The 23,813-nt window shown below is 39.8% G+C and carries 19 protein-coding genes; 10 read left to right on the forward strand and 9 right to left on the reverse strand.

The annotated features are described in order from the left end of the window. Window positions 1-10 precede the first annotated feature (10 nt). Window positions 11-1,051 (forward strand): sensor histidine kinase, encoded by a 1,041-nt coding sequence (locus tag H5118_RS00750; protein WP_182724058.1) that lies wholly within the window; start codon window positions 11-13, stop codon window positions 1,049-1,051. Next, window positions 1,048-1,836: a LytTR family DNA-binding domain-containing protein gene (locus tag H5118_RS00755; protein ID WP_182747379.1), complete on the forward strand. Its 789-nt coding sequence runs from the start codon at window positions 1,048-1,050 to the stop codon at window positions 1,834-1,836. Before H5118_RS00750 ends, H5118_RS00755 begins: the two co-directional genes overlap by 4 nt. Before the next feature lie 13 nt (window positions 1,837-1,849). Here H5118_RS00755 and H5118_RS00760 read toward each other — a convergent pair whose 3' ends face one another. Then, window positions 1,850-2,254 (reverse strand): hypothetical protein, encoded by a 405-nt coding sequence (locus tag H5118_RS00760; RefSeq protein WP_182747381.1) that lies wholly within the window; start codon window positions 2,252-2,254, stop codon window positions 1,850-1,852. Between the two features lie 255 nt (window positions 2,255-2,509). Here H5118_RS00760 and uvrA point away from each other — a divergent pair, with 255 nt between their 5' ends. Beyond that, on the forward strand, window positions 2,510-5,068 hold the full coding sequence (uvrA, locus tag H5118_RS00765) for an excinuclease ABC subunit UvrA (RefSeq protein WP_182747383.1): 2,559 nt from the start codon (window positions 2,510-2,512) through the stop codon (window positions 5,066-5,068). 52 nt (window positions 5,069-5,120) lie between these two features. On the opposite strand, the gene H5118_RS00770 is transcribed toward uvrA, so the two are convergent. From H5118_RS00770 to H5118_RS00780, 3 genes are all read right to left on the reverse strand, one after another. Next, on the reverse strand, window positions 5,121-5,612 hold the full coding sequence (locus H5118_RS00770; protein WP_182692473.1) for a DUF2798 domain-containing protein: 492 nt from the start codon (window positions 5,610-5,612) through the stop codon (window positions 5,121-5,123). 80 nt (window positions 5,613-5,692) lie between these two features. Next, entirely contained in the window at window positions 5,693-6,310 is a 618-nt protein-coding gene (locus tag H5118_RS00775; protein WP_182716827.1) for a LysE family translocator, read from the reverse strand. 71 nt (window positions 6,311-6,381) lie between these two features. Next, a complete protein-coding gene (locus tag H5118_RS00780) occupies window positions 6,382-8,844 on the reverse strand; it encodes a prolyl oligopeptidase family serine peptidase (protein ID WP_182747384.1) in 2,463 nt (820 codons plus the stop codon). A 166-nt stretch (window positions 8,845-9,010) separates the two neighbouring features. Here H5118_RS00780 and H5118_RS00785 point away from each other — a divergent pair, with 166 nt between their 5' ends. From H5118_RS00785 to H5118_RS00795, 3 genes are all read left to right on the forward strand, one after another. Further along, window positions 9,011-10,006, forward strand: coding sequence for a LacI family DNA-binding transcriptional regulator (locus H5118_RS00785; protein ID WP_182747385.1), 996 nt, complete (start codon window positions 9,011-9,013; stop codon window positions 10,004-10,006). Next, complete coding sequence (locus tag H5118_RS00790; RefSeq protein ID WP_182747386.1) at window positions 10,003-11,232, forward strand: glycosyltransferase; 1,230 nt, start codon at window positions 10,003-10,005, stop codon at window positions 11,230-11,232. Before H5118_RS00785 ends, H5118_RS00790 begins: the two co-directional genes overlap by 4 nt. Window positions 11,233-11,348: 116 nt before the next feature. Further along, the gene (locus H5118_RS00795; RefSeq protein ID WP_002960134.1) at window positions 11,349-12,575 is read left to right on the forward strand and encodes a threonine/serine exporter ThrE family protein; all 1,227 of its coding nucleotides are present in this window, start codon (window positions 11,349-11,351) and stop codon (window positions 12,573-12,575) included. Between the two features lie 553 nt (window positions 12,576-13,128). Here the strand turns inward: H5118_RS00795 and poxB are convergent. Next, the gene (poxB, locus tag H5118_RS00800; RefSeq protein ID WP_182747501.1) at window positions 13,129-14,793 is read right to left on the reverse strand and encodes a ubiquinone-dependent pyruvate dehydrogenase; all 1,665 of its coding nucleotides are present in this window, start codon (window positions 14,791-14,793) and stop codon (window positions 13,129-13,131) included. A 375-nt stretch (window positions 14,794-15,168) separates the two neighbouring features. Here poxB and H5118_RS00805 point away from each other — a divergent pair, with 375 nt between their 5' ends. Next, window positions 15,169-16,824 (forward strand): pseudouridine synthase, encoded by a 1,656-nt coding sequence (locus H5118_RS00805; RefSeq protein ID WP_182747387.1) that lies wholly within the window; start codon window positions 15,169-15,171, stop codon window positions 16,822-16,824. Between the two features lie 179 nt (window positions 16,825-17,003). Then, window positions 17,004-18,923, forward strand: a complete 1,920-nt coding sequence (locus H5118_RS00810) for a GGDEF domain-containing protein (protein ID WP_182747388.1) — start codon at window positions 17,004-17,006, stop codon at window positions 18,921-18,923. A 32-nt stretch (window positions 18,924-18,955) separates the two neighbouring features. Here H5118_RS00810 and H5118_RS00815 read toward each other — a convergent pair whose 3' ends face one another. The 3 genes from H5118_RS00815 to H5118_RS00825 are packed head-to-tail and all read right to left on the reverse strand — an operon-like array spanning window position 18,956 to window position 19,772. Next, a complete protein-coding gene (locus H5118_RS00815; RefSeq protein WP_182747389.1) occupies window positions 18,956-19,174 on the reverse strand; it encodes a DUF6500 family protein in 219 nt (72 codons plus the stop codon). A 29-nt stretch (window positions 19,175-19,203) separates the two neighbouring features. Continuing rightward, on the reverse strand, window positions 19,204-19,458 hold the full coding sequence (locus tag H5118_RS00820) for a hypothetical protein (protein WP_039488404.1): 255 nt from the start codon (window positions 19,456-19,458) through the stop codon (window positions 19,204-19,206). A 59-nt stretch (window positions 19,459-19,517) separates the two neighbouring features. After that, window positions 19,518-19,772 carry a hypothetical protein gene (locus tag H5118_RS00825; RefSeq protein WP_076924239.1) on the reverse strand — a complete coding sequence of 85 codons (255 nt, stop codon included), beginning with the start codon at window positions 19,770-19,772 and terminating at the stop codon, window positions 19,518-19,520. 329 nt (window positions 19,773-20,101) lie between these two features. Here H5118_RS00825 and H5118_RS00830 point away from each other — a divergent pair, with 329 nt between their 5' ends. Continuing rightward, window positions 20,102-20,527 (forward strand): hemerythrin domain-containing protein, encoded by a 426-nt coding sequence (locus tag H5118_RS00830; protein ID WP_008134499.1) that lies wholly within the window; start codon window positions 20,102-20,104, stop codon window positions 20,525-20,527. Between the two features lie 93 nt (window positions 20,528-20,620). Here the strand turns inward: H5118_RS00830 and H5118_RS00835 are convergent, their stop codons facing one another. After that, a complete protein-coding gene (locus tag H5118_RS00835) occupies window positions 20,621-21,034 on the reverse strand; it encodes a hypothetical protein (protein WP_096794390.1) in 414 nt (137 codons plus the stop codon). A gap of 418 nt (window positions 21,035-21,452) precedes the next feature. Here H5118_RS00835 and H5118_RS00840 point away from each other — a divergent pair, with 418 nt between their 5' ends. Next, window positions 21,453-23,813, forward strand: coding sequence for a TonB-dependent siderophore receptor (locus H5118_RS00840; protein ID WP_182747390.1), 2,361 nt, complete (start codon window positions 21,453-21,455; stop codon window positions 23,811-23,813).

A 23,813-nucleotide genomic window follows, 5' to 3' on the forward strand; every position in this document is an offset into this window, starting at 1 on the left:
ACAAAATCATTTGGGTTTTGACTGTTTTTTGTTATGGTTTAATCACTTACAAAAAGAAGCACATACTATGCTCAAACATCCATTTTATAAATACAGCTTTTTTACTCTACTTATTGTAGATATTGCTTATGCCCTTGGGCTAATAATCGCGAACTCCGCACCCTTTACTACTGGTAGTGCACTCGCTGCAACTGTGTGGTTCGTTACTTTTTACTGGGTTCCTGTTTGGAGTGCGGCAGCGGTTATTTTTTACCTTCGCAATAAACACATTAACAAAATAGCATTTGAATGGTTAATTGCAGTTGTATTTATGGCACTTGGTAATGTGCTTACCGATATATTACTCACACAACTTTTTGATGGGCATAAATCGATGGGAGTATTTGTTGTATTTAACGGCTTACTTTGGGGATCGTGTATTTACTTTACCAGTATTTTTATTGAAAATAAAAAACGCGCAACAGCCGAAAAACACGCACTTAAACAAGCCCAACTTGCTACATTACGATATCAACTAAACCCTCACTTTATGTTTAATAGCTTAAATACAATTTCGGCCTATATTCATACAAACCCTGATTTAGCCGATGAAGTACTGCATGAGCTTGCTGATATTTTGAGGTACTCCCTTGATACCGCCGAGCAACAGCAAATACCTTTACAGCAAGAGCTTACAATAATAGAAAAATACTTAAATATTGAAAAAGCACGCTTTGGCGATAAACTTCAGGTTAATTACCATATTCCCAATAGGCTTAAAGACATATCGCTACCACCGCTACTGATTCAGCCAATTATTGAAAACGCCATTAAACACAACGCCAACCAAACTTCGCTAATACTTAATATAACCCTGAGTGAGCTTCCAAACGGCGTTAAAATACAAATTAGCGATAATGGTAAGGGTTTTTCGAGCGATGTAATAAAGCACGGGCATGGCAATGGTGTAGGGATGAAAAACATACTCAAGCGCGTCAAACAACTTGGTAAAAGTAAGGTACTACTGAGCAATAATAATGGTGCAGTGGTTACGTTGGAGCTAGCACTATGAACAGCAAAAAACAGCAACATACTATTACTAAAATGCGCGTATTATTTGCCGATGACGAGCTTCCCGCTCGCGAAAAATTAAGCCATCAATTAAGTTTAATGGAGCATGTTGAAGTGGTGGCTATGGCTACACATGGCAAAGAGGCTATTACATTAATCAATGAGTTGACCCCTGATGTGGTATTACTTGATATTCAAATGCCTGAAATTAACGGCCTTGAGCTTATTGATTTACTTAACTACCAGCCCATTATTATTTACACAACCGCGTATGACCAATTTGCTATTGAAGCTTTTGAGCACGCCTCAACTGACTACTTACTCAAACCTTTTCCTATTGCTAGGCTAAAAAAAGCTCTCGCCAAAGCGCAGCAGCAACTAGAGCAACAACGTGCACATACCCTAGTCAATCACGAACCCAACGAGCAAACGTTTACATTAACCAAAAACACTATAAATAAGCTCATTAGTAAAAACGGTGAGCGGATATTTTTACTCTCCCCTAGTAATATTAAATTTATTAAATCGGAGCAGGGCAATAGTTTGGCGTGGAATGGCGATACATTTCATCATTTAAGCGATACACTTGATCAGCTTGAGCATGCTTTAGCAGCACATAACTTTGTACGAATCCACCGCAGTTATTTGGTTAATATTGACCACATTAAAGAAATACAGCGCTGGTTTAATGGCAAACTTATGGTGATTGTAAATGACGATATTAAATCTGAACTAAGCACCAGCAGAGCCGGCGCAGATAAGTTAAAGCAATTGCTGCATATTTAACTTATCCAATATGCTACTGGTCGTTACTCGAATACACACTTAAAATAGGGAATTTATAATCGGCAAACGATACAGTTACCGATTGTGTTTCGTTGCCTTTAAAACCGAGTTTAAATTCCATTGGCATAAATCGGCTGCCGTCAGCAAAAAGTGCAAGTAAGTGCTCCTCGCCTAATTCTCGATTGCCCGACGATAAGTTAGTTAGCGTTATAACAGCCCAGCGTTCGCCCTCTTCATTGCTCATTAATACATAATTAACGATTTTAAAATCCCCTTTTTTAGGGGTTATGTTGCTATCGTTTGCAAACGATAAGTGCATGCTATTTGGTACTGCACGGTCAACATTTAGCGCTTTTATAGAGTCGGCTTGGGTTGCCCACGAAAGCACCAATAAAATGATCACTAAGGCTTTCTTCACTGTTAGTTCCTTTTTATTACCTAGTAAATTACCTAATAAATTACATAACAATAACTGTTTAAATTATATTCGCATTCCATACCTATTATGTAAACAAACAATCATCACAATTTTATCCAGCGCTTTGGCTGAACCACTACAGACTAAGCGCTCATTCAGTGTGCTTGCGCTACTTTGAGGTAATAACGAGTGATAAGAGTAAATAATTAAAGCTAACTTAAAGTAAAAAGCGCGATTAAACAGGAGTATAAAAGTATGGCAAGCACACATAAAAACTCAACAATGGATTTATCTGATCCCAGTAATAGCATTCAAGTAAGAGGGGCACGCGTTCACAACTTAAAAAATGTAGACGTTGATTTACCTCGTAACGCATTGGTTGTTTTTACAGGAATATCGGGCTCTGGAAAGTCGTCGCTTGCGTTTGGAACGCTGTTTGCTGAGTCGCAGCACCGTTATCTTGATTCAGTATCGCCTTACGCCCGAAGGTTGATAGATCAAGTTGATGAGCCCGATGTTGATTCTATTGAAGGGCTACCGCCTGCCGTTGCTTTGCAGCAGCAACGCGGCGCACCGTCGGTTCGCTCATCCGTTGGCAGCATAACAACTATTTCTAACGCGCTACGTATGCTTTACTCACGCGCAGGTGAATACCCAAAAGACCAAGGTATACTTTATGCTGATGCGTTTTCGCCGAATACGCCACAAGGTGCGTGCCCAGAATGCTCAGGAATAGGCCGAGTGTTTGAAGTAACCGAAAAGCTACTTGTGCCAGACGATACAAAAACTATTCGCCAGCGCGCCATTGAAGCGTGGCCACCAGCATGGCAAGGTAAAAACCTAAGCCGTATTCTTACTTCCCTTGGTTATGACATAGACACACCTTGGAACAAACTTTCTAAAAAAGCACGGGATTGGATTTTATTTACCGACGAAACACCTACTGTGCCGGTATACCCAGATTACACCTATGAGCAAACACAGAATGCGATAAAAAATAACGAAGATCCAAGCTACATGGGAACTTTTTCAAGCGCTAAACGCTTTGTTTTACAGTCTTTTGCTACTACCCAAAGCCCGCGTACTAAAAAGCGCGTATCGCAGTTTATGCAAATATCGCAGTGCCCTACTTGCCAAGGTAAAAAATTAAAACAAGCATCGTTAAGTGTTAAATTTGCAGGGCTCGATATTGGCGAGCTATCTCAACTTACATTAAACGAACTTGCTAAAAAATTAAGTAATGCCGCCAGCACCAAAGTAAATAAGAATACAAAAAATCCAGAGCAAGCCATTGTTACGCAGCGCATTGCCAGCGATATACTCACCCGTATTGAAGCACTAACCATGCTTGGTTTAGGATACTTGTCGCTTGAGCGTACAACGCCAACGCTCTCACCCGGAGAGCTACAACGGTTGCGACTTGCCACACAAATTCGCTCTAAATTATTTGGGGTAGTTTACGTGTTAGATGAACCTTCAGCGGGTTTACACCCTGCAGACACTCAAGCACTTTTAAAAGCGCTTGATGAGCTAATAGCGGCTGGCAATTCTGTATTTGTTGTTGAGCACGATGTTAGCGTTGTTAAACATGCCGATTGGATTGTTGATGTAGGCCCTGATGCAGGTGTGCATGGTGGCAACATTATTTACAGCGGCCCTGTTGAAGGGTTAAGTAAAGTAAAAAATTCGCACACTGCCCGCCACCTTTTTGCTAAAAACGCCAGTCAAGAGTCTACTCAAAACAGCGCGCAAAAAAAGGAGCAAAGGCAGCCAAAAGCGTGGTTAAAATTAGCTGATATTGAGCGTAACAATCTTAAAAAACTCAATGCAGAATTTCCACTGGGTGTTATGACAACCGTTACTGGGGTTTCGGGCTCGGGTAAATCAAGCCTAGTAAGCCAAGCGTTAGTAGAACTTGTTTACGAAGCACTTGGGCAAAAAGTAATACCGGAAGCCCCCACCGACGAAGCCGACTTACTCGAACAAGAACTGCAAACACACACCAGCGGAAAAATCATTGAAGGAATAAATAATATAAGCCGCCTGATTACCGTAAATCAAAAAGCGATTGGCCGTACCCCTCGTTCAAACTTAGCTACCTATACGGGTTTATTTGATCATGTGCGTAAACTATTTGCTTCTACCCAAAAAGCGAAAGAGCGCCGTTACGATGCTGGTCGCTTTTCGTTTAATGTTGCTAAAGGTCGCTGTAAAAACTGTGAAGGCGTTGGCTTTGTGAGTATAGAGCTGCTGTTTTTACCTAGCGTTTATTCACCTTGCCAAGTGTGTCATGGCAAACGTTATAACGAGCAAACACTTGAGGTTACATATCGTGATAAAAACATCAGCGATATTCTAGATTTAACGGTTGAATCGGCATATACCTTTTTTGAAAATGAGCCTGCAATACTGCGATCACTCGATGCACTTATGCAAGTAGGTCTTGGGTATTTACGTTTAGGGCAACCTGCCACTGAGCTTTCGGGCGGTGAAGCGCAGCGTATTAAATTAGCAACGGAGCTGCAACGTACGCAGCGCGGTAACACACTTTATATTCTTGATGAGCCAACTACAGGCCTGCATCCATCGGATGTATCAATGTTAATGTCGCAGTTAAATAAATTAGTTGATGCTGGCAATACCGTCATTATGGTTGAACACGATATGCAAGTAGCCCGCAATAGTGACTGGGTTATTGATGTAGGACCCGGTGCTGGCGAAGAAGGCGGCTTAATTGTAGCGCAAGGGAAACCTACAGAGGTAGCCCAATCTAAAATAAGCCGAACAGCACCTTTTTTGAATCGTGCAATTTAAAGAGCAGGTAAACACTAAATAACAAAAAAGAGCCAATGGCTCTTTTTTGTTATTAGCTTTTTAAAAAGCGTTCTATTTTAGGTTTTACCGTAACCGACATTATCAGCATTATAGTTAAACCTATTGGTAATGCGGCTAATAACCCTTCAGCCCATCCAGTTACAAATACACGCATATCTGCATAGCCAATATTATTAGTAGCGGTAACAAACGCCATAACCGACTCCATGATCAGCGCCATAAAAACACTAATCACTAAATTACGTTTTAGCTCGCTACTACTAGGCAATAACTTATTAACTAGCTTATGCATTAAGGTCATCATTACAAAACCAACAGGCGCCATAACCAATACTGCACTTATAAATGAGGTAAACCAATCTGCATAAAAATGCTCTGTAACACCCACATTCACATAAGTCATAATGCCAGTTAGAGTACCGCCAATTAAGGTAATAATACTTACCATAACCAGTATTTTATAAATTACAGGTGTTTTTTTAGGCTCAACCATTACTGGGTTTGCTGATACGGGTGTACTCATTTTTGGGCATGCCTTAAGCGTTAAATAGATGACAAAATCAACTATAACAAATTAATTGACAATATCAACCACTTTTTGAGCTAACCAAAAATAAGCCAAATTCCAACTAACCCCATTAAGCTACCAGCAATACGGTTCATCCATTTAATATTATCACCACGGCTTAAAAATAAACGTAAGCTTTTACCGCCTGTTGCGTAAGCTAACATACTTAAAAACTCGGTGGTCATTATAACACCAAGCAATACTAAAAGCTGAGGGGCTACAGCATGCTCAACACTTATAAAGGGTGGCAGTAGTGAAATCATAAACGCCCACCCTTTAGGGTTAGCAATTGCGGTTACAAAACCTTGCGTAAATAACGACTTCCTACTTACGTCACTTGGTTTTGAGGTATCGACCGACATTTTTCCTTTGGCTCGCCACATGTTAACGCCAATATAAATTAAGTACGCACCGCCTACCCACTTTAAAATAGCGAACACATCTGGGTAATTTAGCATTACGCTTGCAACGCCTAATACCGCAGCTATAGCAACACTTGCTACACCTAACAGCTCACCTATCATCATCCATAATGTGCGGCGCACGCCAATGCTCATACCGAGTGTCATGGCAAGGGTCATACACATACCTGGCGTTATCGACACAAAAAAGAAGGTAGGAATAAAAACCGCAAGTGCTGCTACATCAATCATTAATTTACTCTCATATTAAAAGCAAAAACGCGGCTATAAGTAGCCGCGCTGTTGCTTACTCATTTTTATTACTATTGACCAGCACTTACCACGGGGTCAGTAATAACCTCTACTGGCTCTGCTGTATCATTTAACAAATACTTATCTAACCACTGTTCTTGTTCCCACAACACATGTAATAAGCTTTTACGCGCACGGTAACCATGTGCTTCATAAGGGAGCATTACTAAGCGAGCATCTTTACCTAAACCTTTAAGGGCTGCGTACATGCGCTCACTTTGCATTGGGAAGGTTCCTGAATTAGGATCTTCTTGGCCGTGGATCATTAGCATTGGCTCGTTAATTTTTTCAGCATGGAAAAACGGCGACATATCAGCGTACACACTTTGTGCTTGCCAAAAATCACGCTCTTCTCCTTGAAAACCAAACGGCGTTAATGTGCGGTTATACGCGCCACTGCGGGCAATACCTGTTTTAAATAAATCGCTATGAGCCAATAAGTTAGCAACCATAAATGCACCATACGAGTGCCCTGCTATGGCTATCTTGTTTTTATCGGCAATGCCTTTTTTAACTAATACGTCAACAGCTGCTTGCGCACTTGATACTAACTGCTTTCTAAAGTTATCGTTTGGCTCGCTGCCATCAATACCCACTATTGGCATTTTAGGGTCGTCAAACACGGCAATACCTTTAGCAAGGTAAGGCATTGGGCCCCAATAACCAATGTAGGTAAACGCATAAGGCGATTCGCGTACTTGCGATGCAACCGCTTTATCTTTGTATTCAAGTGGGTAAGCCCACATAAGTACCGGTAACGGGCCTTGTGTTTTATCGTACCCTGGTGGTAAATAAAGCGTGCCCGAAAGCTCAACACCGTCGTCGCGTTTATAACGTAATTGCTCTTTAGTTACACCTTTAAATGCAGGGTACGGGTGCTCAAATGTCGTTAGTTGCGTTAACGTGTCGTTATCTAAATCACGTATAAAAAAGTTAGGTTGCTCAGTTTTAGATTCGCGAATAGTAATAAAGCGCTCACCTTCGTCATCAAGTAGTGCACGAACACGCTCATAGTATGGCGCTTCTGATTGCCATAAACGCTTGCTGCTATTTGTTTTAACATCGTACCTATCTAAAAACGGCACATTACCTTGCTCTGAAGCACCATTACCGCGCAGGTAAATATAACGCCCGCCTACAATTTTAATTACGTTTGCGCCTAAATCGTTGCGCTCGTAAATGGCATTACCCGGGTCTTTGTACGCGTCGTTGTAACTACGCTCTGAAAATAGCACGCGGTTTCTGTCGGCATTTCGAGGTTGTACAACAAAGGTGCGTACTTGGCGATCGCTAAAGCGCCAGTCTGTCAGCATGGCTACGTTTTCGTTGCCCCACTCCATTCCCGCATAACGGCGCTCTACTTTGGCAAATAATTTAGGCTCGCGTTTAAATGGTGCACGTAAGCTGTAAACATAATCATGATGCTCAACGTCGGTTTTCATGTCGCCGCCATCTTGCGCCTCGGCCCAAATAACTTCAGCGCCTTGATCGGCTCGCCATTCAAAATCACGGCGGCCAGTGCGTACACTGTCGTAACCTTGTGGAATATTATCGGCAAGTGGCTGTTTTGCCAGCTCTGCTAATGCATAGCCGCGCATGCCCCATATTTGCCACGTGCTTGCAAAGCGGCTGTAAGGCACTTGATACGAAAACGGCTCATTAATACCGGCAACTAAAATATTGGTAGAATCAGGTGATACTGAAAACGATTTAAATAAAGAAGGGCTACCTATTGCTTGAGTATTGCCATCAAGCGTTATGTAAGCCAATTGCCCTTGCCCGTAAAACTTAAACTGTGATTCATCAAACGGGCTGGTTAATAAATTTTGGTAAGTACGTGCTGGCGCTTTTTCACCAGTACTTTGTTGAATAACAGGCACTACATTTTGGCTGTTATTTTCAAGCCTTGGTTTACCAAAATTAACAGCAAGATTTGCAACAATGGCGCTGCTATCTGGCAGCCATTTATATGGCGATGCAGTTAGTACCGAATTTAACGCAGCACTAGTTAACTCTTTTGCTTGTTTGGTTTCAACGCTGTAAAGCCATAAGTTGGCTTGGGTTGGTTGCTCAACAACAAAGGCTAAATATTTACTATTAGATGACCATTTAGGTGAGCGGATAATGCCATTAGGTAAGTTGTTAATGCTAATAACCGACCCGCTTTGAACATGCTTTAGCTCCACGGCACTAAATTTGGCACTCACACGAGAGCGCGAAAAATTAGCGGGGTTTAGCTTAATACCTGCAAGCTTAAGCTCTTCTTTTGCAAGTTCATCAAGGGTTACTACACGTTTGCGCTCAAAAAGCGCTAGCCACTGGCCATCGCTCGATAAGTAACTAGTGGGTGCTAACTTAGCGTCAACCAATGCTGCAAGTTCGGGTGATGGGGTTTGATAGCCCTGCTCGGCGTAACTTGTTGGGACTAATGCCGCACAACAAATAAAGACAACTAACAGCCTAAAAGCGCTCATGTTTTTATCCTTTTGTTATTTTTTACTCTTATAGGCGTATATAAACACGTTTTGCCTTGTTCATAAAGTATTAAGGTAAGTTAAACACCTCTAAAAGATGACTTAATAGTGCTGATTAAGCTAAACTACAGCGCTATTTATTCACCACTGCGGTACTTAAAATACAATGCATAACAAAGCCAAATCAGTCACCATTTTTGATGTTGCAGAGCGTGCTGGTGTATCAAAATCAACCGTATCCTTGGTACTTACCCAAAGCGATAAAGTGGGCAATAAAAGTAAACAAAAAATACTAAAAGCGATAGATGAGCTAGGGTACGTTTATAATCGTGATGCCGCTGCTATGCGCTCAAAACGCTCTAACTTAGTGGCCATAGTAATAAATGATTTAACTAACCCAGCTATGGCACACCTTGCTACCAGCTTAGAACTTTTGTTAAACGACAATGGCTTACAAGCCATGATTGTAAGCAGTAATAATAGCCTTGAGCTACAAGCAAACGCAGTTAAAAACTTAAAAGAATACAACGCGGCTGCATTTATTATTTGCCCCGTTGCTAATACTTGCCCCAAATGGCTTGATGCGCTCAGCGCGCAACACAAAGTAATTACCTTAATGAGTGAAGTGCCCTTTAGCGCAGCTCCGTGTGTATTACCCGACTATAAAAAAGCCAGCCACGTAGCCAGTATGCATTTACTCGCACAAGGCGTGACAAACATAGCATTTATAGGCAGTGAACTTACTTTAAGTGATTCACAAGCACTGCAAAGTGGCTTTAATACCGCATGCGCGCAGCACAGCATTACACCATTAGCACCCGTTGACTGCGCAGTAAACACAGCCCTTAGCGCTAAAAATGCATTTATGGAAGCATATAAACACAAACCCACATTAAACGCAGTGGTGTGTGCAAACGATATTATTGCTCAAGGTGTTATTGCCGCTATTAACTCATTAACTCATCACTGTATTAAAGTAGTGAGTTGCCACCACATTCCTAATAGCGCGGTTATAAATAATCACTTAACCACCGTGGCTATTAGTACAACTGATATAGCTAAGCGGTGCCTTTTAATACTCCAAGAGCTACTACAAAATACAGTCCCGCCAGTAAAAACACTGGTAAATGTAAACTTACAAATTAGAGATTCTAGCCAATGAAAAAAGTGCTGGTAATTGGCTACGTATGGCCAGAGCCAAATTCGTCTGCTGCGGGAACGCACATGATGTCGTTATTAAATGCATTTAGAGCGCAAAACTGGGACGTTGAATTTGCAACGCCCGCGCAGCGCACCGACCACATGGTAAACCTTGACGACTTTGGTATAACCAGCCAAAGCATTGCACTAAACTGCGATAGCTTTGACGAATACGTTAAAGCCTATAACCCAGATATAGTCATGTTTGACCGCTTTATGATGGAAGAACAATTTGGCTGGCGCATCGATAAACATTGCCCAAATGCCATTAAAATTCTCGATACCGAAGATTTACAATGCCTACGTAATGCACGCCACGAAGCGCACAAAGGTGAGCGCGAGTTTACAACCAGCGATTTACACTCAGACATAGCAAAACGAGAAATTGCCGCTATTTTACGCTGCGACCTAAGCTTAATTATTTCAAGTTATGAAATGAGCCTGCTAAACAGCGTATTTAAAATAGAGCCAAGCTTATTACACCATTTACCATTTATGGTCGATTTAAGCTCACTGCCTACAAGTACAAAAACGTTTGAGCAGCGCCAGCACTTTATGACCATAGGTAACTTTAGACACGCACCAAACTGGGATGCTGTACTTTACTTACAAAAAATATGGCCACTTATTCGCAAGCAACTCCCAAAAGCAGAACTACATATTTATGGCTCCTACCCACCACCAAAAGCCACGGCACTAAATAACCCTAAAACAGGGTTTTTAATAAAAGGCTGGGCCGATAATGCGTTTGATGTAATGCAAAGCGCACGCGTATGTTTAGCACCACTTCGTTTTGGTGCAGGCATTAAAGGTAAATTACTTGAAGCCATGATTATGCAAACACCCAGCGTTACCACCTATATTGGTGCAGAGGGCATGCATAACGATTTACCATGGCCTGGTAAAATAGCCAACACCGCCGACGATTTTGCCAATGCTGCTGTTGAAATGTACACCAATCAAAGTGACTTTGAACAAGCACAGCAAGATGGCAACACGCTCCTTAATACGCTTTACGATAAAGCACAATTGAGTACGGTGTTAATTAAAAAAATCGATTCAATAAGTAGCGATTTAGAGGCTCATCGCGAAAAAAACTTTACAGGCCAAATGCTCAAACATCATACAATGCGCAGCACTCAATACATGTCGCAATGGATAGCTGAAAAAAATAAAAAATTAGATTAAAAATGACTAGACACACACCAATTAGTGTTTAAAATCGCGCCCATCAAACGTGGGCAGTTTTAGCTGTATTGTCTATATTTTTAGCTTAGTTATCGCAATATTTGGTCCAAAAAGATTTGAAAACTGCAACCTTTACAGAAAAACGCAAATTTATCGTTAAATTGGGTAAAATGCTTCACAAGTATGGTACGCCTGCTTACCGCCTTGAAGCCCACCTAATGGAAGTGGCTACATATTTAGGACTTAAATCGTCGTTTGTTATGTCGCCAACTTCGGTAACGTTTGTTATTTGGACTGATGGCCACGAAGACGAGTACACCCATGTTGCGCGTGTAGACCCTGGCGATCACGATTTAGGCTCACTTGCCGACACCGACGACCTTGTAAACCAAATGCTTGACGACAAGCTAACTTTACAAGAAGTTGACGCCCAGCTAGATGCTATCTACGACATGCCAAACCCATACAATAAACTTGTTACGGGCGTTGCGTTTGCAACTTCTGGTGGTGCGTTTGCAATGTTAATGGGTACTAGCTGGACTGATGTTATTTGGTCATCGCTTCTTACTTTAGTTGTTTATTTGTTTGTGCTTTGGTCGGGACGCTCAAAACGCGTAGCCCATATGCTTGAGCCATTGGTAGCCATAATATCGGCAATACTTGCCTGTGCAGTAAGCGTGTATATAACACCTGAAATAAACATACGCTTGGTGGTACTTTCTGCCATTATTGTATTTATACCAGGTTTAGCACTTGCGCTTGGCTTAGCAGAGCTTGCAGCGCGGCATTTAGTGTCGGGTACAGCAAGAGTCATGGACTCGTTTATGCTGTTATTTAAACTCTATTTTGGCGGTTTTATTGGCATAGGCATTGGCTTTGCACTCTTTGGGCAAGCTGACTTTGTACAACCTGAGCCATTACCAAAATGGACAGCATGGCTCGCCATATTTTTACTTTGTAGCAGCTTAATCGTTATTTTTAGAACCAAACTTAAGCACGCTGTTTGGTCTATTGCATCAGGCTTTATAGCGTATGGCACCAGTATTGGCTCGGCTATGTACCTTGATTACACGTTAGGTACGTTTGTGGGTGCTTTATCGGTAGGTATATTTAGTAACTTGTTTAACCGTGTTGCTAATGCGCCGGCTTCTATTGTGGCCATGCAAGGCTTAATTGTATTAGTACCAGGTAGCAAAACCTATATTGGCTTAAACTCACTCATTGAAGGCCAAGACTTTATATACGCAGAGCATATAGGCCAGCAAACGTTTTTAATATTTATGTCGCTTGTTGCAGGGCTAATATTTGCAAACGTAGCCCTACCGCCTAAAAAGAGTTTGTAACTGATACTGAGCGCTCGCTTTACTTTAATTGAGTAAAGCGAGTAAAACATTAAACTAAAAACAACTACTAAGTAGCAATTGAGGCCAATGCTAAGTGTTTTAGCTCATTACATTGCACTTGAGTCAAACTCAAAAACCTCATAGTGATTCCAACGTAAAAACAGTTCACCGCTTTCTAAATAACCTGAACTCTGGATAATAAATCTATCTCAAGCAGCTATTTTCAGCGCTAACTGCGTTGAATTTACTTGCAATAGGCTAGATATTTGCGTATCCACTGGTGCGTAAACTGCTTTGCTGAGCTTGAATAAGCCATAAAACAGCCAGCGACAGTAAAACCGATTTCCATTTCATTATTGCTCTGTTCCCTCTATGAGTAGAGGTATTTTATGCGTGCTTTTATTAATTTAATGATAAACCATATATGGTTTTCTATTTCGGTTCAATCACTTACAAACAGCAGCCTTAGCTTATTAATAATAAAAGATGATAGTGAGGATTATTACTTGGCACTTCCCTATTGAGCTAAAATACTCAATAGGGAAGTAACTAACTAGCGTGACCAGTTAGTTTTGGCAAGCTCTACAATCTCGTTTCCTTTGCCGTTTATCAGCGCCTTCATCATGTAAACACTAAAGCCTTTTGCTTGCTCTAATTTGATTTGCGGTGGCATTGAAAGCTCTTGTTTTGCAGTATCGACTTCTAAAACAACAGGTCCTGAGTGGTTCATCATCTCGTTCATTGCCGATGGTAATTTTTCAGGGTCATCCACATGAATCCCTTTTAAGCCGCAGGCCTGTGCAATGTTAGCAAAACTTGGGTTTTCTAAATCGGTATCGCTTGATAAAAACCCACTGGCTTTCATTTCCATAGCCACAAAACTGAGTGAGCGATTATTATAAACAACAATCTTTATTGGTAAATTAAGCTGCTTAAGTGAGATTAAATCCCCCATTAACATCGAAAAGCCACCATCACCACACATTGCAATGACTTGGCGGTCTCTATCAACAGATTGAACCCCCATTGCCTGCGACATCGCATTTGCCATAGAGCCATGATTAAACGAGCCAATTAAGCGACGCTTACCATTCATTGATAAATAACGCGCAGCCCACACTGTTGGCGTACCTACATCACAAGTAAAAACAGCATCGTCAGCTGCTTGCTCGTTGAGTAAACGCGTTAGGTATTGCGGGTGAATTAAGTTTTGCGAGGTTTTGCCACTGGCAAGTTCATCAAGATCTTGTCGAGACTCTTTGTAATTTTTAACACATTTTTGTAAGTGCGAACTTGTCCGTTCACCTTTAATATAATCAAGCAGTGTGGTCACTGAATTTTTAGTATCCCCTAACACGCCACAGTCAATTTGCACGTGTCGCCCGAGTGACGCAGCCTGATTATCAATTTGTAATATGGTGGTATTTTCGGGATAAAAAGCACGATAAGGGAAACTAGTACCAATCATTAATAACGTATCGGCTTCTTGCATTGCATGATAGCCCGATGCAAAACCAATAAATCCGGTCATACCAACATCGTAAGGATTATCGTATTCAATAAATTCTTTACCGCGCATGGCATGCACAATTGGCGCTTGTAATTTTTCGGCTAGCGCAACAATTTCGTCGTGGGCATCCTTACAACCAGCACCACACAATAAGGTTACTTTTTTACTTTTATTAAGATGAGTCGCCATCGCTTCAATATCAGATAAAGCGGGAGTATGTGTTGCTGGCTTTGGCACGTTCCAATTTGGTTTGATAGCTTTAGGCATATCTTTTAATGCAATGTCGCCAGGTAGCACAAGTACACTCACGCCTTTGTTTAATATTGCTTGTCGCATTGCGGTTTCAAGCAGGTACGGCATTTGCTCAGGGCTCGACACCATTTCACAATACACACTGCATTCTTTAAATAATTCTTGCAGATGGGTTTCTTGAAAATAACTACTGCCAATTTCAGATGAAGGAATATGTGCGGCAATTGCTAATACTGGTACATTATTGCGCTGACAATCAAATAAGCCATTAATTAAATGAAGGTTACCTGGCCCGCAAGAACCCGCACACACGGCAAGCTCGCCTGATAAATGGGCTTCGCCACCGGCTGCAAATGCGGCAACTTCTTCATGTCGCGTTCCTAGCCATTCAATTGTTCCCATTTTTCGCAGACTTTCACTAATGCCGTTAAGTGAATCGCCAGTGACTCCCCAAATACGTTTTACGCCTGCTTGTTCGAGGTTTTAGTGATAAAACTTGCGATATTTTGACTCATAATATAGAACTCCTAAATATTCAGTTATTCTGTAAATTGATTTTTCGTCTCTGATCTATCAGGTAAGTCATCGTTTCGAAATGCGCTCAATTATTGAGAATCGATAAGCTTAAATATTTTGATAATGATAAATATATTACTACTGAGACTTTACTAACAAACGCCTATGCTTGCTGCGACCCCATACTGATACATAAAACATGAATGTCCGCTTTAAAGTGTTTATGAATATGCGGGTGCGAGATTTTTAGTGGCTTAACTATGAATATGTTATTATGCGCTCAATTATTTTACTGAATGCTTTTCTCTTACTTCTATGTCAAATTCTGCTTCTTGCTTTACATTATTTTCTCAAAATATTGATGCTCTCGCGCTTCCTGAAAAGTTTACTTTCCCTTTTTATTACGAGCCGCAACCATTAGCTGTAGCAGCCACTAAACAATTACAGCAACAACTTGAAACGTTAGCGCATTTAAAAGCAGAAAATACAGGTAAAATGTTTGGGGTTTTAGTGGTGCAAAATGCTAAGCAACAATTAGGCTTTTTAAGTGCTTATTCGGGACAAATTGAAGGTGATAAAGGTAATATTAGCTTTGTGCCGCCTGTTTCTAGCATGCAACTTCAAGATGATAACTATTTGGCTCAAAGTAAAATAATTAACGATATTAATGCTCAAATTGAGCAATTAGAAAATAGTGAACAACTGCTTGAAGTTAATAGCAAACTTGATGATGCAACACAAAGCTACCAGCAAGCGCTATTAGCTCAACAGGCAGTAATGCAAGCCGGTCGTCAGCAACGAAAAATACAACGTACCGAAGGTGAATTAGAACTTAGCGAAAGTGATTTTGAGCAGTTAAAAAATAAGCTTGCAGTGCAAAGCATCATAGAAAAAAAGCAACTGCTGGCACTTAAATCCTATTGGCAAAATATAATCAAGTCACTGCAGCAAACACACATCAATATTTCTGATGAAATTGCTCATTTAAAAAAGCGCCGTAAAACGCTTTCTAAAAGCTTACAAAAAAAGCTATTTGCACAGTACCAATTTTTAAATGCAAATGGTGAAACTACAGATTTAAATGCTATTTTTGCAGCACTACCTGAGCACACTCCTCCTTCGGGTGCTGGCGATTGTGCAGCGCCTAAATTATTACAATACGCCTATAAACATGACTTAACGCCACTTGCTATGGCAGAGTTTTGGTGGGGAGTAGCACCTAAATCAGCAATTAGGCAGCATAAAAACTACTACCCTTCTTGTTACAGTAAATGCCAACCAATACTTGGGCATATGCTAAAGGGTTTAGATGTTGAAGATAACCCGCTACTTATCAACCCAGCTCAGGGTAAAGATTTAAGTATTGTTTATAAAGATGACGACTTACTTGTGGTAAATAAGCCCGCTGAGTTTTTATCAGTGCCTGGCGTAAATATTGAAGACTCAGTTTATATGCGAATCAAAACGCAGTTTCCAGAGGCATCAGGCCCACTAATTGTGCACAGGTTAGATATGTCGACTTCTGGGTTATTGATGATTGCACTTAATAAACGCGTGCACAAAGCACTGCAAAAGCAATTTATTGACCGCACTATAGATAAACGTTATGTCGCATTAGTTAATGGTAATGTAGCTGAGGATAGCGGAGTAATTGATTTACCCTTAGTGCTCGACTTTGATGATAAACCGCGCCAAATGGTGTGTTACAAACACGGTAAGCCATCACTTACTACCTGGCACGTTTTAGAGCGTAACAACAATATTACCCGATTACAGTTATATCCTAAAACAGGGCGAACTCATCAACTAAGAGTGCATTGTGCGCACAGTTCAGGTTTAAACATGCCAATTATAGGCGACACACATTATGGGAAAAAAGCCGATAGATTACATTTACATGCAGAATACTTAGCATTTACTCACCCAATTACACTTAAACGATTAGAATTTGAAGTAGCCGCAGATTTTTAACAAAAGCACATAAACCGCTACCACTAAAACGTACAAATATTGGCTTTTATTAATTAAATTGATATTGTTTATGGTCTTATTTTTTTCAATGATGAGTATAAGAAACAGTTCAAACCCAAGTTTATTAAGCAATGCGAAAAAGTATTTCAATAATAAAAATAAATCAGCAAAGGATTAACATGGCTAACAATACACAAATAAAGATTTTAGGTAATACTTTATGGGCAAAGTATATTGTTCTCATTTTATTTTTACTTCTAAGTAAGCTTGCCTCAGCTAACGGCGATTCATTAAGTGCAACTTTACATGCGCTAGACTTTGAAACAACTCAAACCCTCATCAATAACATAAAACTAAATGAATTAGACTATCTTCAAAATGAAGACAAACTCACTCAAGCGTTTAAAATAAGCAAAGAGCAAAATTGGGAAAACCTTCATTTAGAAGCGGCCGCTTTGTATGCGGAGTTACTTTTTAGACAAGAAAAATACACAGCGTTAAATACTCACTTATCCTATTACTTAAAGAACAAAGAGTTACCAAATCAAAAAAGTGTATATTTATTATTTCTCGAATCACAACTCAAGTCTCTAGCGAGGGATGCAAACCCAGCTCCAGCACACACGCTAGCCACAAAATTAGAAGAGAGCTTGCAACAGCATTCATCTAAAGAAAAAATTATTATTTTACGAGCACTTGCTTACTATTACACCGATACTGATGCATTGAAAAAGACCCTAAATGTTGCACTAGAAGGGCTAGAATTATCATTAAAAGATGGCGACTCAGCATCTCAGGGATACTTTTTTAGAAAAATAGCCGATGCATATAATTATCTAAACGAAAAAGACAAAGCCATATATTATGCAAAAAAAGCGGTTGCAGCATATGAGCAAACACAAGATGGGCTTTTTACTGCAAAAGCATATTGGAGTTTAGGCAATATATTGCTCGAGATAAAAAAACCTAAAGATGCCTTAATATACCTAGACAAAGCATTGCTCTATTTTAAAAAAGCTAATATGCAAAAAGGCTTAACCTTTGCCCAATACTCAATTGCTAGCATTGAGTACTTACAAGCAAACTACGATAAAGCTTTAACTTTAACTAAAGAGAACATTGAGCTTGCTCGTTCTGCAGGTGTACACGACATGCAACTCGCATCGCTCATTTTGTTAGCTGACATATATATAAAACTAGATTTACTTGATCAAGCAAATGAAGCAAACGATGAGGTATTTTTAAACTTAGATAAATTCAGCCGCAGTATTTATAAAGCCGATTTTTTAAGTAAACGCTATGAGCTAAAGCGACGCCTCAACTACACTGACGAGGCTTTTGAAGCAATTGAACAAAAGCTCCTTTATACAAAAAAACACTACGAAGCTACCAGTGAAAGTAATATAAAAACACTACAGGTACAGTTTGAAGTAAAAGAAAAAGAAGAAAAAATACAGCAACTAGAGTACGCAAAAGACATTAGTGAACTACAAGCTAAAGAAGAGTACCAACAAAAAATAATTTGGCGACTTAGCGCTGCTATAGCGTTTATTTTAGTGATTGCTTCATTATTTTTATTTTATCGGCAAGCTCGACAACGTCAAAAATATCACGATATTTCATTAACAGATTATCTAACAAATAGCCCTAATCGCAGAGGAATAATGCGCGCCGCAGAAGCAAAGCTTGATGAAGGTAAAATGACGATAGCAATTGTTGACTTAGACTACTTTAAAAAAGTTAACGACCAATTTGGTCACGATGTTGGAGATTTAGTTCTTATTTCCTTTGCAAAGGCTGCAAAAGAAACACTAAGTGGTGATCATCAGTTTGGCCGCTACGGCGGCGAAGAATGGTTGTTTGCACTAAATTCGGTTGACGAACTAGCTATTCGAGATATCTTTGACCAGCTCGCCACTAGGTTTACCGAGCATTGTAGTAATATAAAAGACCTTCCTAGTGATACAAAAATCACTTTTAGTGTGGGAGCCTCTGTAAGTAGCCCTTTAAAAAACACACTAGATGTTCTTATTAAGCATGCAGATAAATTACTTTATAAAGCAAAAGAAAACGGAAGAAACCAAGTCGTTGTTGATTAAATACAGCTAAAAGTACTTGCTCAGTTAATTGACTAAAGTCCATCTGTAACCATCTTTTTAATTTTATGTGCTTTTACAAAATGATCTAATTTATGGGTGTGTATCCACCAAGTAGCAGCTTCCATAAGTAGCTCTGGGTCGTCGTTTTTATTAGCAAAAAATGCATAAAAAGAAAGCCCTACATTTTCGCCTTTAACTGCTATTTTTTTATCGCACACGGTAATTATTTTTGCTCTTAGTTCTTCCCTCATACATACCTTATTTAATTATATTTTTACTATTAAAATACGCCATTTAAAAAGCTAACGATTAGCTGTAAAAGGCTTCTATCAACCAAGCCATGATTCTCAAGCTCTTTATTAGGCGTATTTACTTTTGCAGCTTTGCATTCATTATCTAGTGTCTCATTTTTACGTGTATCGGTTTCGTATGCAATATCTGCTTGTTCCATACATTTTGCCGAGCCTGCGTAAGGCTTCGCCGCACAAGCGCTTAGTAATAAAAAAAGTGGAATTGCTATCAATAATTGCTTCATAACTAATCCTATTTTTACGCAACTTATTTACTTTAAATTACAGTTGCAAGTTAGCCTATTTACTTTTCTACCACCATTACAAAAAATTCAAAAAAGAACGTACCGATGGCATCAAAAAAAGTGTTATTTTTTTCATCCTTTTTAATTTGTGCGCTAATGCATTGATTGTAAACCTGTGAGCTTGTTTGAGCGCCATTTCGATCAACCATTTCAGCCTCTTCAATGCATAAGTTAGGGTCAGAACGCGGGGCTGTACTACATGCACTCAGTAAAGCGCACAGCAATAATGCGGCGACGGGGCTTTTTATGTTCATCCTTAAACTATCCTATTAAGTTAACGTGCTACCTGCATTTATGTGTGAGAGTAATATAGGTTGTACCCAAATAACACTGGCACTTCATCACTGCAATAAAATAAACAACCAGTAAATATTTGTAAGGTTCTGTAGGGATTTATACTCACTTTTATAATTGAACTGCGCGAAAGCCTGAAATTATTGCATTCATATCACTGTAAAATTTACAGTGATCGCAGCCAAAGAATAAAAAATTAAATTAAATTTATTAAAATACAATAACTTAATATTTGGCATTTAGTTTGCTAGTTAATGATATAAGCAAATAAATTGTAAAAGGACTAGTTATGAATATTTTTGAAGCACTACGTCATGACCATGACAAACAACGAGAATTGGTAGATGCGCTTATTCAAACACACGGCGACACAGAGCAGCGCCACACGCTAATGGATGAGCTAAAAACAGAATTAGAAAATCACGCAAAATTTGAAGAACGTTACTTTTACAACCCACTTATGTTTGATGACTTAACTCATGAAAAAGCGCGCCACAGCGTAGCTGAACATCACGAAATTGATGAATTAATTGAACAACTTGAAGATACCGAAATGAGCTCGTCTGCATGGTTAGTTGCAGCTAAAAAGCTACACCATTTGGTACATCATCATTTAAGTGAAGAAGAACACGAAGTGTTTCAATTAGCGGGTAAAGCACTTACCGAAGGGCAAAAAGAGAGCCTTGCTGAGCAATACAACGACGCTATGCATTAGTTGTAAACACGCAAACCGACTTCCACACACTCCCTGTGTACTTATTGGTTATAAGCCTTATGGCTTATAACCAATTTTTTTGCATGTACTTTATTACTTTACAGTAAATTTCACGTCTTGGTCGCGTAATAAGTAAAGTGCAAAACACGCAGCCCACATTGGCCATGCAGTGAAGAATAATAAGTTGTTGAAGCCATCAATGTATTGGTTATAAGATGAAAGCGTAGACAAACCATGCATCACAAAAATCACACCATAAGTAATGCGTTTTTTAATACCCGCTAAAAATGCTAAAACAAGCACTAACTGCACCGCACCAATAATGTAAGCCACTATATCTGTAGAGCCACTAATACCGTAAAAATGTTCAAAAATACGTGCGCTATGCCCAGGATTAACAAACTTATCGAATGTCCACATAACCATTACAATAAACACGCCTAAACGCAAAGATAAAAGTGACCACTGCAAACGGTTTTGCACATCAGAATTCATTGAACCTGTCATAAAATTTCCTTAAATGAATATTAATAAACGTAGAAGTAACCTAGACCGTATAAGTTATTTTTTATTTCAAAAATTTTTAATTAAATTCATTAGTTAAGCCATGCAGTACTAAAAGTGAAGCTTATTTAAGTAATTTAAAAAATGCTGCATAAAAGTTAACTCTTTTAAAATGTTAGCAGGTTAAAAGTAGTCTATAATTAAAAATTCTATTAAAAGCATATATTTACATTCACTCTAGTACAATCGCTGTATTAATATTTTATCAACTAATAAAACAATACTACTTAATTACCATCTTTATAATGCATCTGTTTTGTTATGTTCTAAAAAACAAAAAGAATCAAAATTTTACTGAAAGTTATTTTTAATCCTTTCGGTCTTTATCGCCAACAACATTTTAACCGTAGAGAGAAAACGTTTGAAACACGCATATTTAGCACTTTCCCTAGCCACCATATTAAATACACCACTTAATGCTTTTGCAGCCAAAGAATCAAAATCAGCAAAAGAAGGCGCAATTGAGCGTATTGAGGTGGCAGGCCAAGTTATTAAATCTCAAGGTCTTTCGGTTAAAAATGCCACTGTAGACGGCCCCTTTGGCGACAACTTAGCTCTACGAGATATAGCCCGTTCGGTAACACCAATTTCAAGCGAGTTAATAGAACAACTCAATATTACAACTTTACAAGACGTACTTGCAGTCAGCCCTAATACCTATTCAGCCAGTGGTTTTGGGGCACCAAGTTTACCTACTATTCGTGGGCAACTAGGTGAGCTTTTCCAAGATGATACACGCCGCCAAGCAGGTAATAATGGCTTTGGTGTGCCGTTATCGTTCAACTCTATAGAACAAATAGATGTAGTAAAAGGCGCGCCACCGGTATTATTTGGTTCAAGCCAACGCAACGGTGGTTTTGTAAACTTACATTCTAAAAAAGCATCAACTGACGACAGTAAAGGCAAAGCAACGGTATCGGCAGGACGATGGGATCAGTACAGTGTTTTAGTTGATTACAGTGCACCTATAGTAAAAGACAAAGTAGGTTTTAGAGTAAGCGCTGAACACATTGATAACGGCAGTTACTACGACTTTTCGGGCACGAAAAGCGACAGCCTATTTGCAGCACTTAGGGTGTTACCTGATGACAAGAGCAGCTGGGATATTAACTTTGAGTTATACCAAGTTGAATTTACCGATAACGCAGGTATTAACCGCCCTACTCAAGCGCTAATAGATAATGGCCTTTATATTACCGGCCAAGGCGTGCAAGTAAATGGCAGTACAGTTCCAGCGGCAGGTTCTATTGTTTCACCTACTGGGCAAGTAAAAATAGACCGTAGTACAGTACTTACCGACCCTGACAATCAAAACGAAGCCACTACTTATTTACTACACAGTATTTATAAGCGTGAACTTTCAAACAACGCATCAATAAAAAACATTACGTATTTTCAGCACTTACAACGCGAAGAAATTGCACAAAATAGCTTTGTTGAAATTATAGATGGTGCCGATACCGCGCAGAACCGTACCGAACTGACTTACCAATGGAGCAACGAACAGCAAACAATTTTTGCTTTTGATGTGCGTTACAACCGCGTGCTAGGCTACAGCCAATTTACAACAGAAGCCGACCTACCTATTGATTTAACTGGCCCAATTTCAAATCGCCGCATTCCTTTAACTGATGCACAACAAGCGCGTTTAATTGAAATTAGTCCAGGTGTATTTGTATCCCCTGGTGGTCAGTACGATATTAATAACGATGGCAGCGGCGACTTTAACTTATCAGACACTACCGATTCGCGCTCATGGCAAACGGGTTTTGCTATTCAGCAAGATTCAGATTGGACAGATAAGTTTCATACAAGTGTTGGCTACCGCATTGATTTTTATGACGTAGACGCGCACGACCCAATAGCACCAGAGGGTGAAATTGCAGCGAGCGATAGCATTAACGATAAGCTACATTCGGGGCAAGTAAGCTTTAATTACCGATTAAATGGTGATTACACCACTTATGGTGCAGCAAGTTACAACGAAGCCACATCAAATAGCATGGCTGGCGGCACGTCTCTTGGTGGTGACAACACGATTAGCGCGCAAAACTTTTCAACCGAAAATACCTTAGTTGAATTCGGTTTAAAATACGCACCAACCGACAGTGATTGGTACGCCGATGGTGCAGTGTTTAGCCAACGTCGTAGTTTACGTAATCGCGATGGTAGTAATACCGGCATTCGTACTACCGGCTTTGAAAGCCAAGTATTCTATGATGCTTACCCTTATTGGTTAAGTGCCGGCTACAGCTATATTGATGCTCGCTACGATAATTCTGCAAGTAGCCAAGATTCAGCGCAAGTAGCAGATGCATTTGACAACTCACGTCCAGATATTATTGCAGGTACCAGTGTTGGCGCACCTAGCTTTACCGCGTTTGCACCTTCAAACCGCCAAGTTCAGGGCATCCCTGAGCAATCTTTCAGCTTTAACGGAAATTATTCAATTAATTCGAAATGGCAAACGGGTTTTTCAGGTCTATATACAAAGAGTTACCCATTAGACTTTTTGGCGACAGTAAAAATTCGTGATCAGTACACCCTAAACGTAAATACTAGCTATGCTTTTACGCCTAATACCAAGTTACGATTAGATGTGAACAACGTGACGAATCAAAAAAACTGGCGCCCAGTATTTGAAGGCGGTTACTTTGGTGCAACTTTAGCTTTTCCTGAGTTGCCAATTAACGCCAAGTTAACCCTTACGCATAGTTTTTAA

It is taken from the genome of Pseudoalteromonas sp. SR41-1, assembly GCF_014164015.1.
GTDB classification, from domain to species: Bacteria; Pseudomonadota; Gammaproteobacteria; order Enterobacterales; family Alteromonadaceae; genus Pseudoalteromonas; species Pseudoalteromonas distincta.

Bases quoted from the DNA above. Each gene is read 5' to 3' on its own strand.
- H5118_RS00755 (WP_182747379.1), top strand. From the start codon at position 1,048: ATGAACAGCAAAAAACAGCAACATACTATTACTAAAATGCGCGTATTA.
- uvrA (WP_182747383.1), top strand. From the start codon at position 2,510: ATGGCAAGCACACATAAAAACTCAACAATGGATTTATCTGATCCCAGT.
- H5118_RS00770 (WP_182692473.1), bottom strand. From the start codon at position 5,612: ATGAGTACACCCGTATCAGCAAACCCAGTAATGGTTGAGCCTAAAAAA.
- H5118_RS00775 (WP_182716827.1), bottom strand. From the start codon at position 6,310: ATGATTGATGTAGCAGCACTTGCGGTTTTTATTCCTACCTTCTTTTTT.
- H5118_RS00780 (WP_182747384.1), bottom strand. From the start codon at position 8,844: ATGAGCGCTTTTAGGCTGTTAGTTGTCTTTATTTGTTGTGCGGCATTA.
- H5118_RS00785 (WP_182747385.1), top strand. From the start codon at position 9,011: ATGCATAACAAAGCCAAATCAGTCACCATTTTTGATGTTGCAGAGCGT.
- H5118_RS00790 (WP_182747386.1), top strand. From the start codon at position 10,003: ATGAAAAAAGTGCTGGTAATTGGCTACGTATGGCCAGAGCCAAATTCG.
- H5118_RS00805 (WP_182747387.1), top strand. From the start codon at position 15,169: ATGTCAAATTCTGCTTCTTGCTTTACATTATTTTCTCAAAATATTGAT.
- H5118_RS00810 (WP_182747388.1), top strand. From the start codon at position 17,004: ATGGCTAACAATACACAAATAAAGATTTTAGGTAATACTTTATGGGCA.
- H5118_RS00815 (WP_182747389.1), bottom strand. From the start codon at position 19,174: ATGAGGGAAGAACTAAGAGCAAAAATAATTACCGTGTGCGATAAAAAA.
- H5118_RS00820 (WP_039488404.1), bottom strand. From the start codon at position 19,458: ATGAAGCAATTATTGATAGCAATTCCACTTTTTTTATTACTAAGCGCT.
- H5118_RS00825 (WP_076924239.1), bottom strand. From the start codon at position 19,772: ATGAACATAAAAAGCCCCGTCGCCGCATTATTGCTGTGCGCTTTACTG.
- H5118_RS00830 (WP_008134499.1), top strand. From the start codon at position 20,102: ATGAATATTTTTGAAGCACTACGTCATGACCATGACAAACAACGAGAA.
- H5118_RS00835 (WP_096794390.1), bottom strand. From the start codon at position 21,034: ATGACAGGTTCAATGAATTCTGATGTGCAAAACCGTTTGCAGTGGTCA.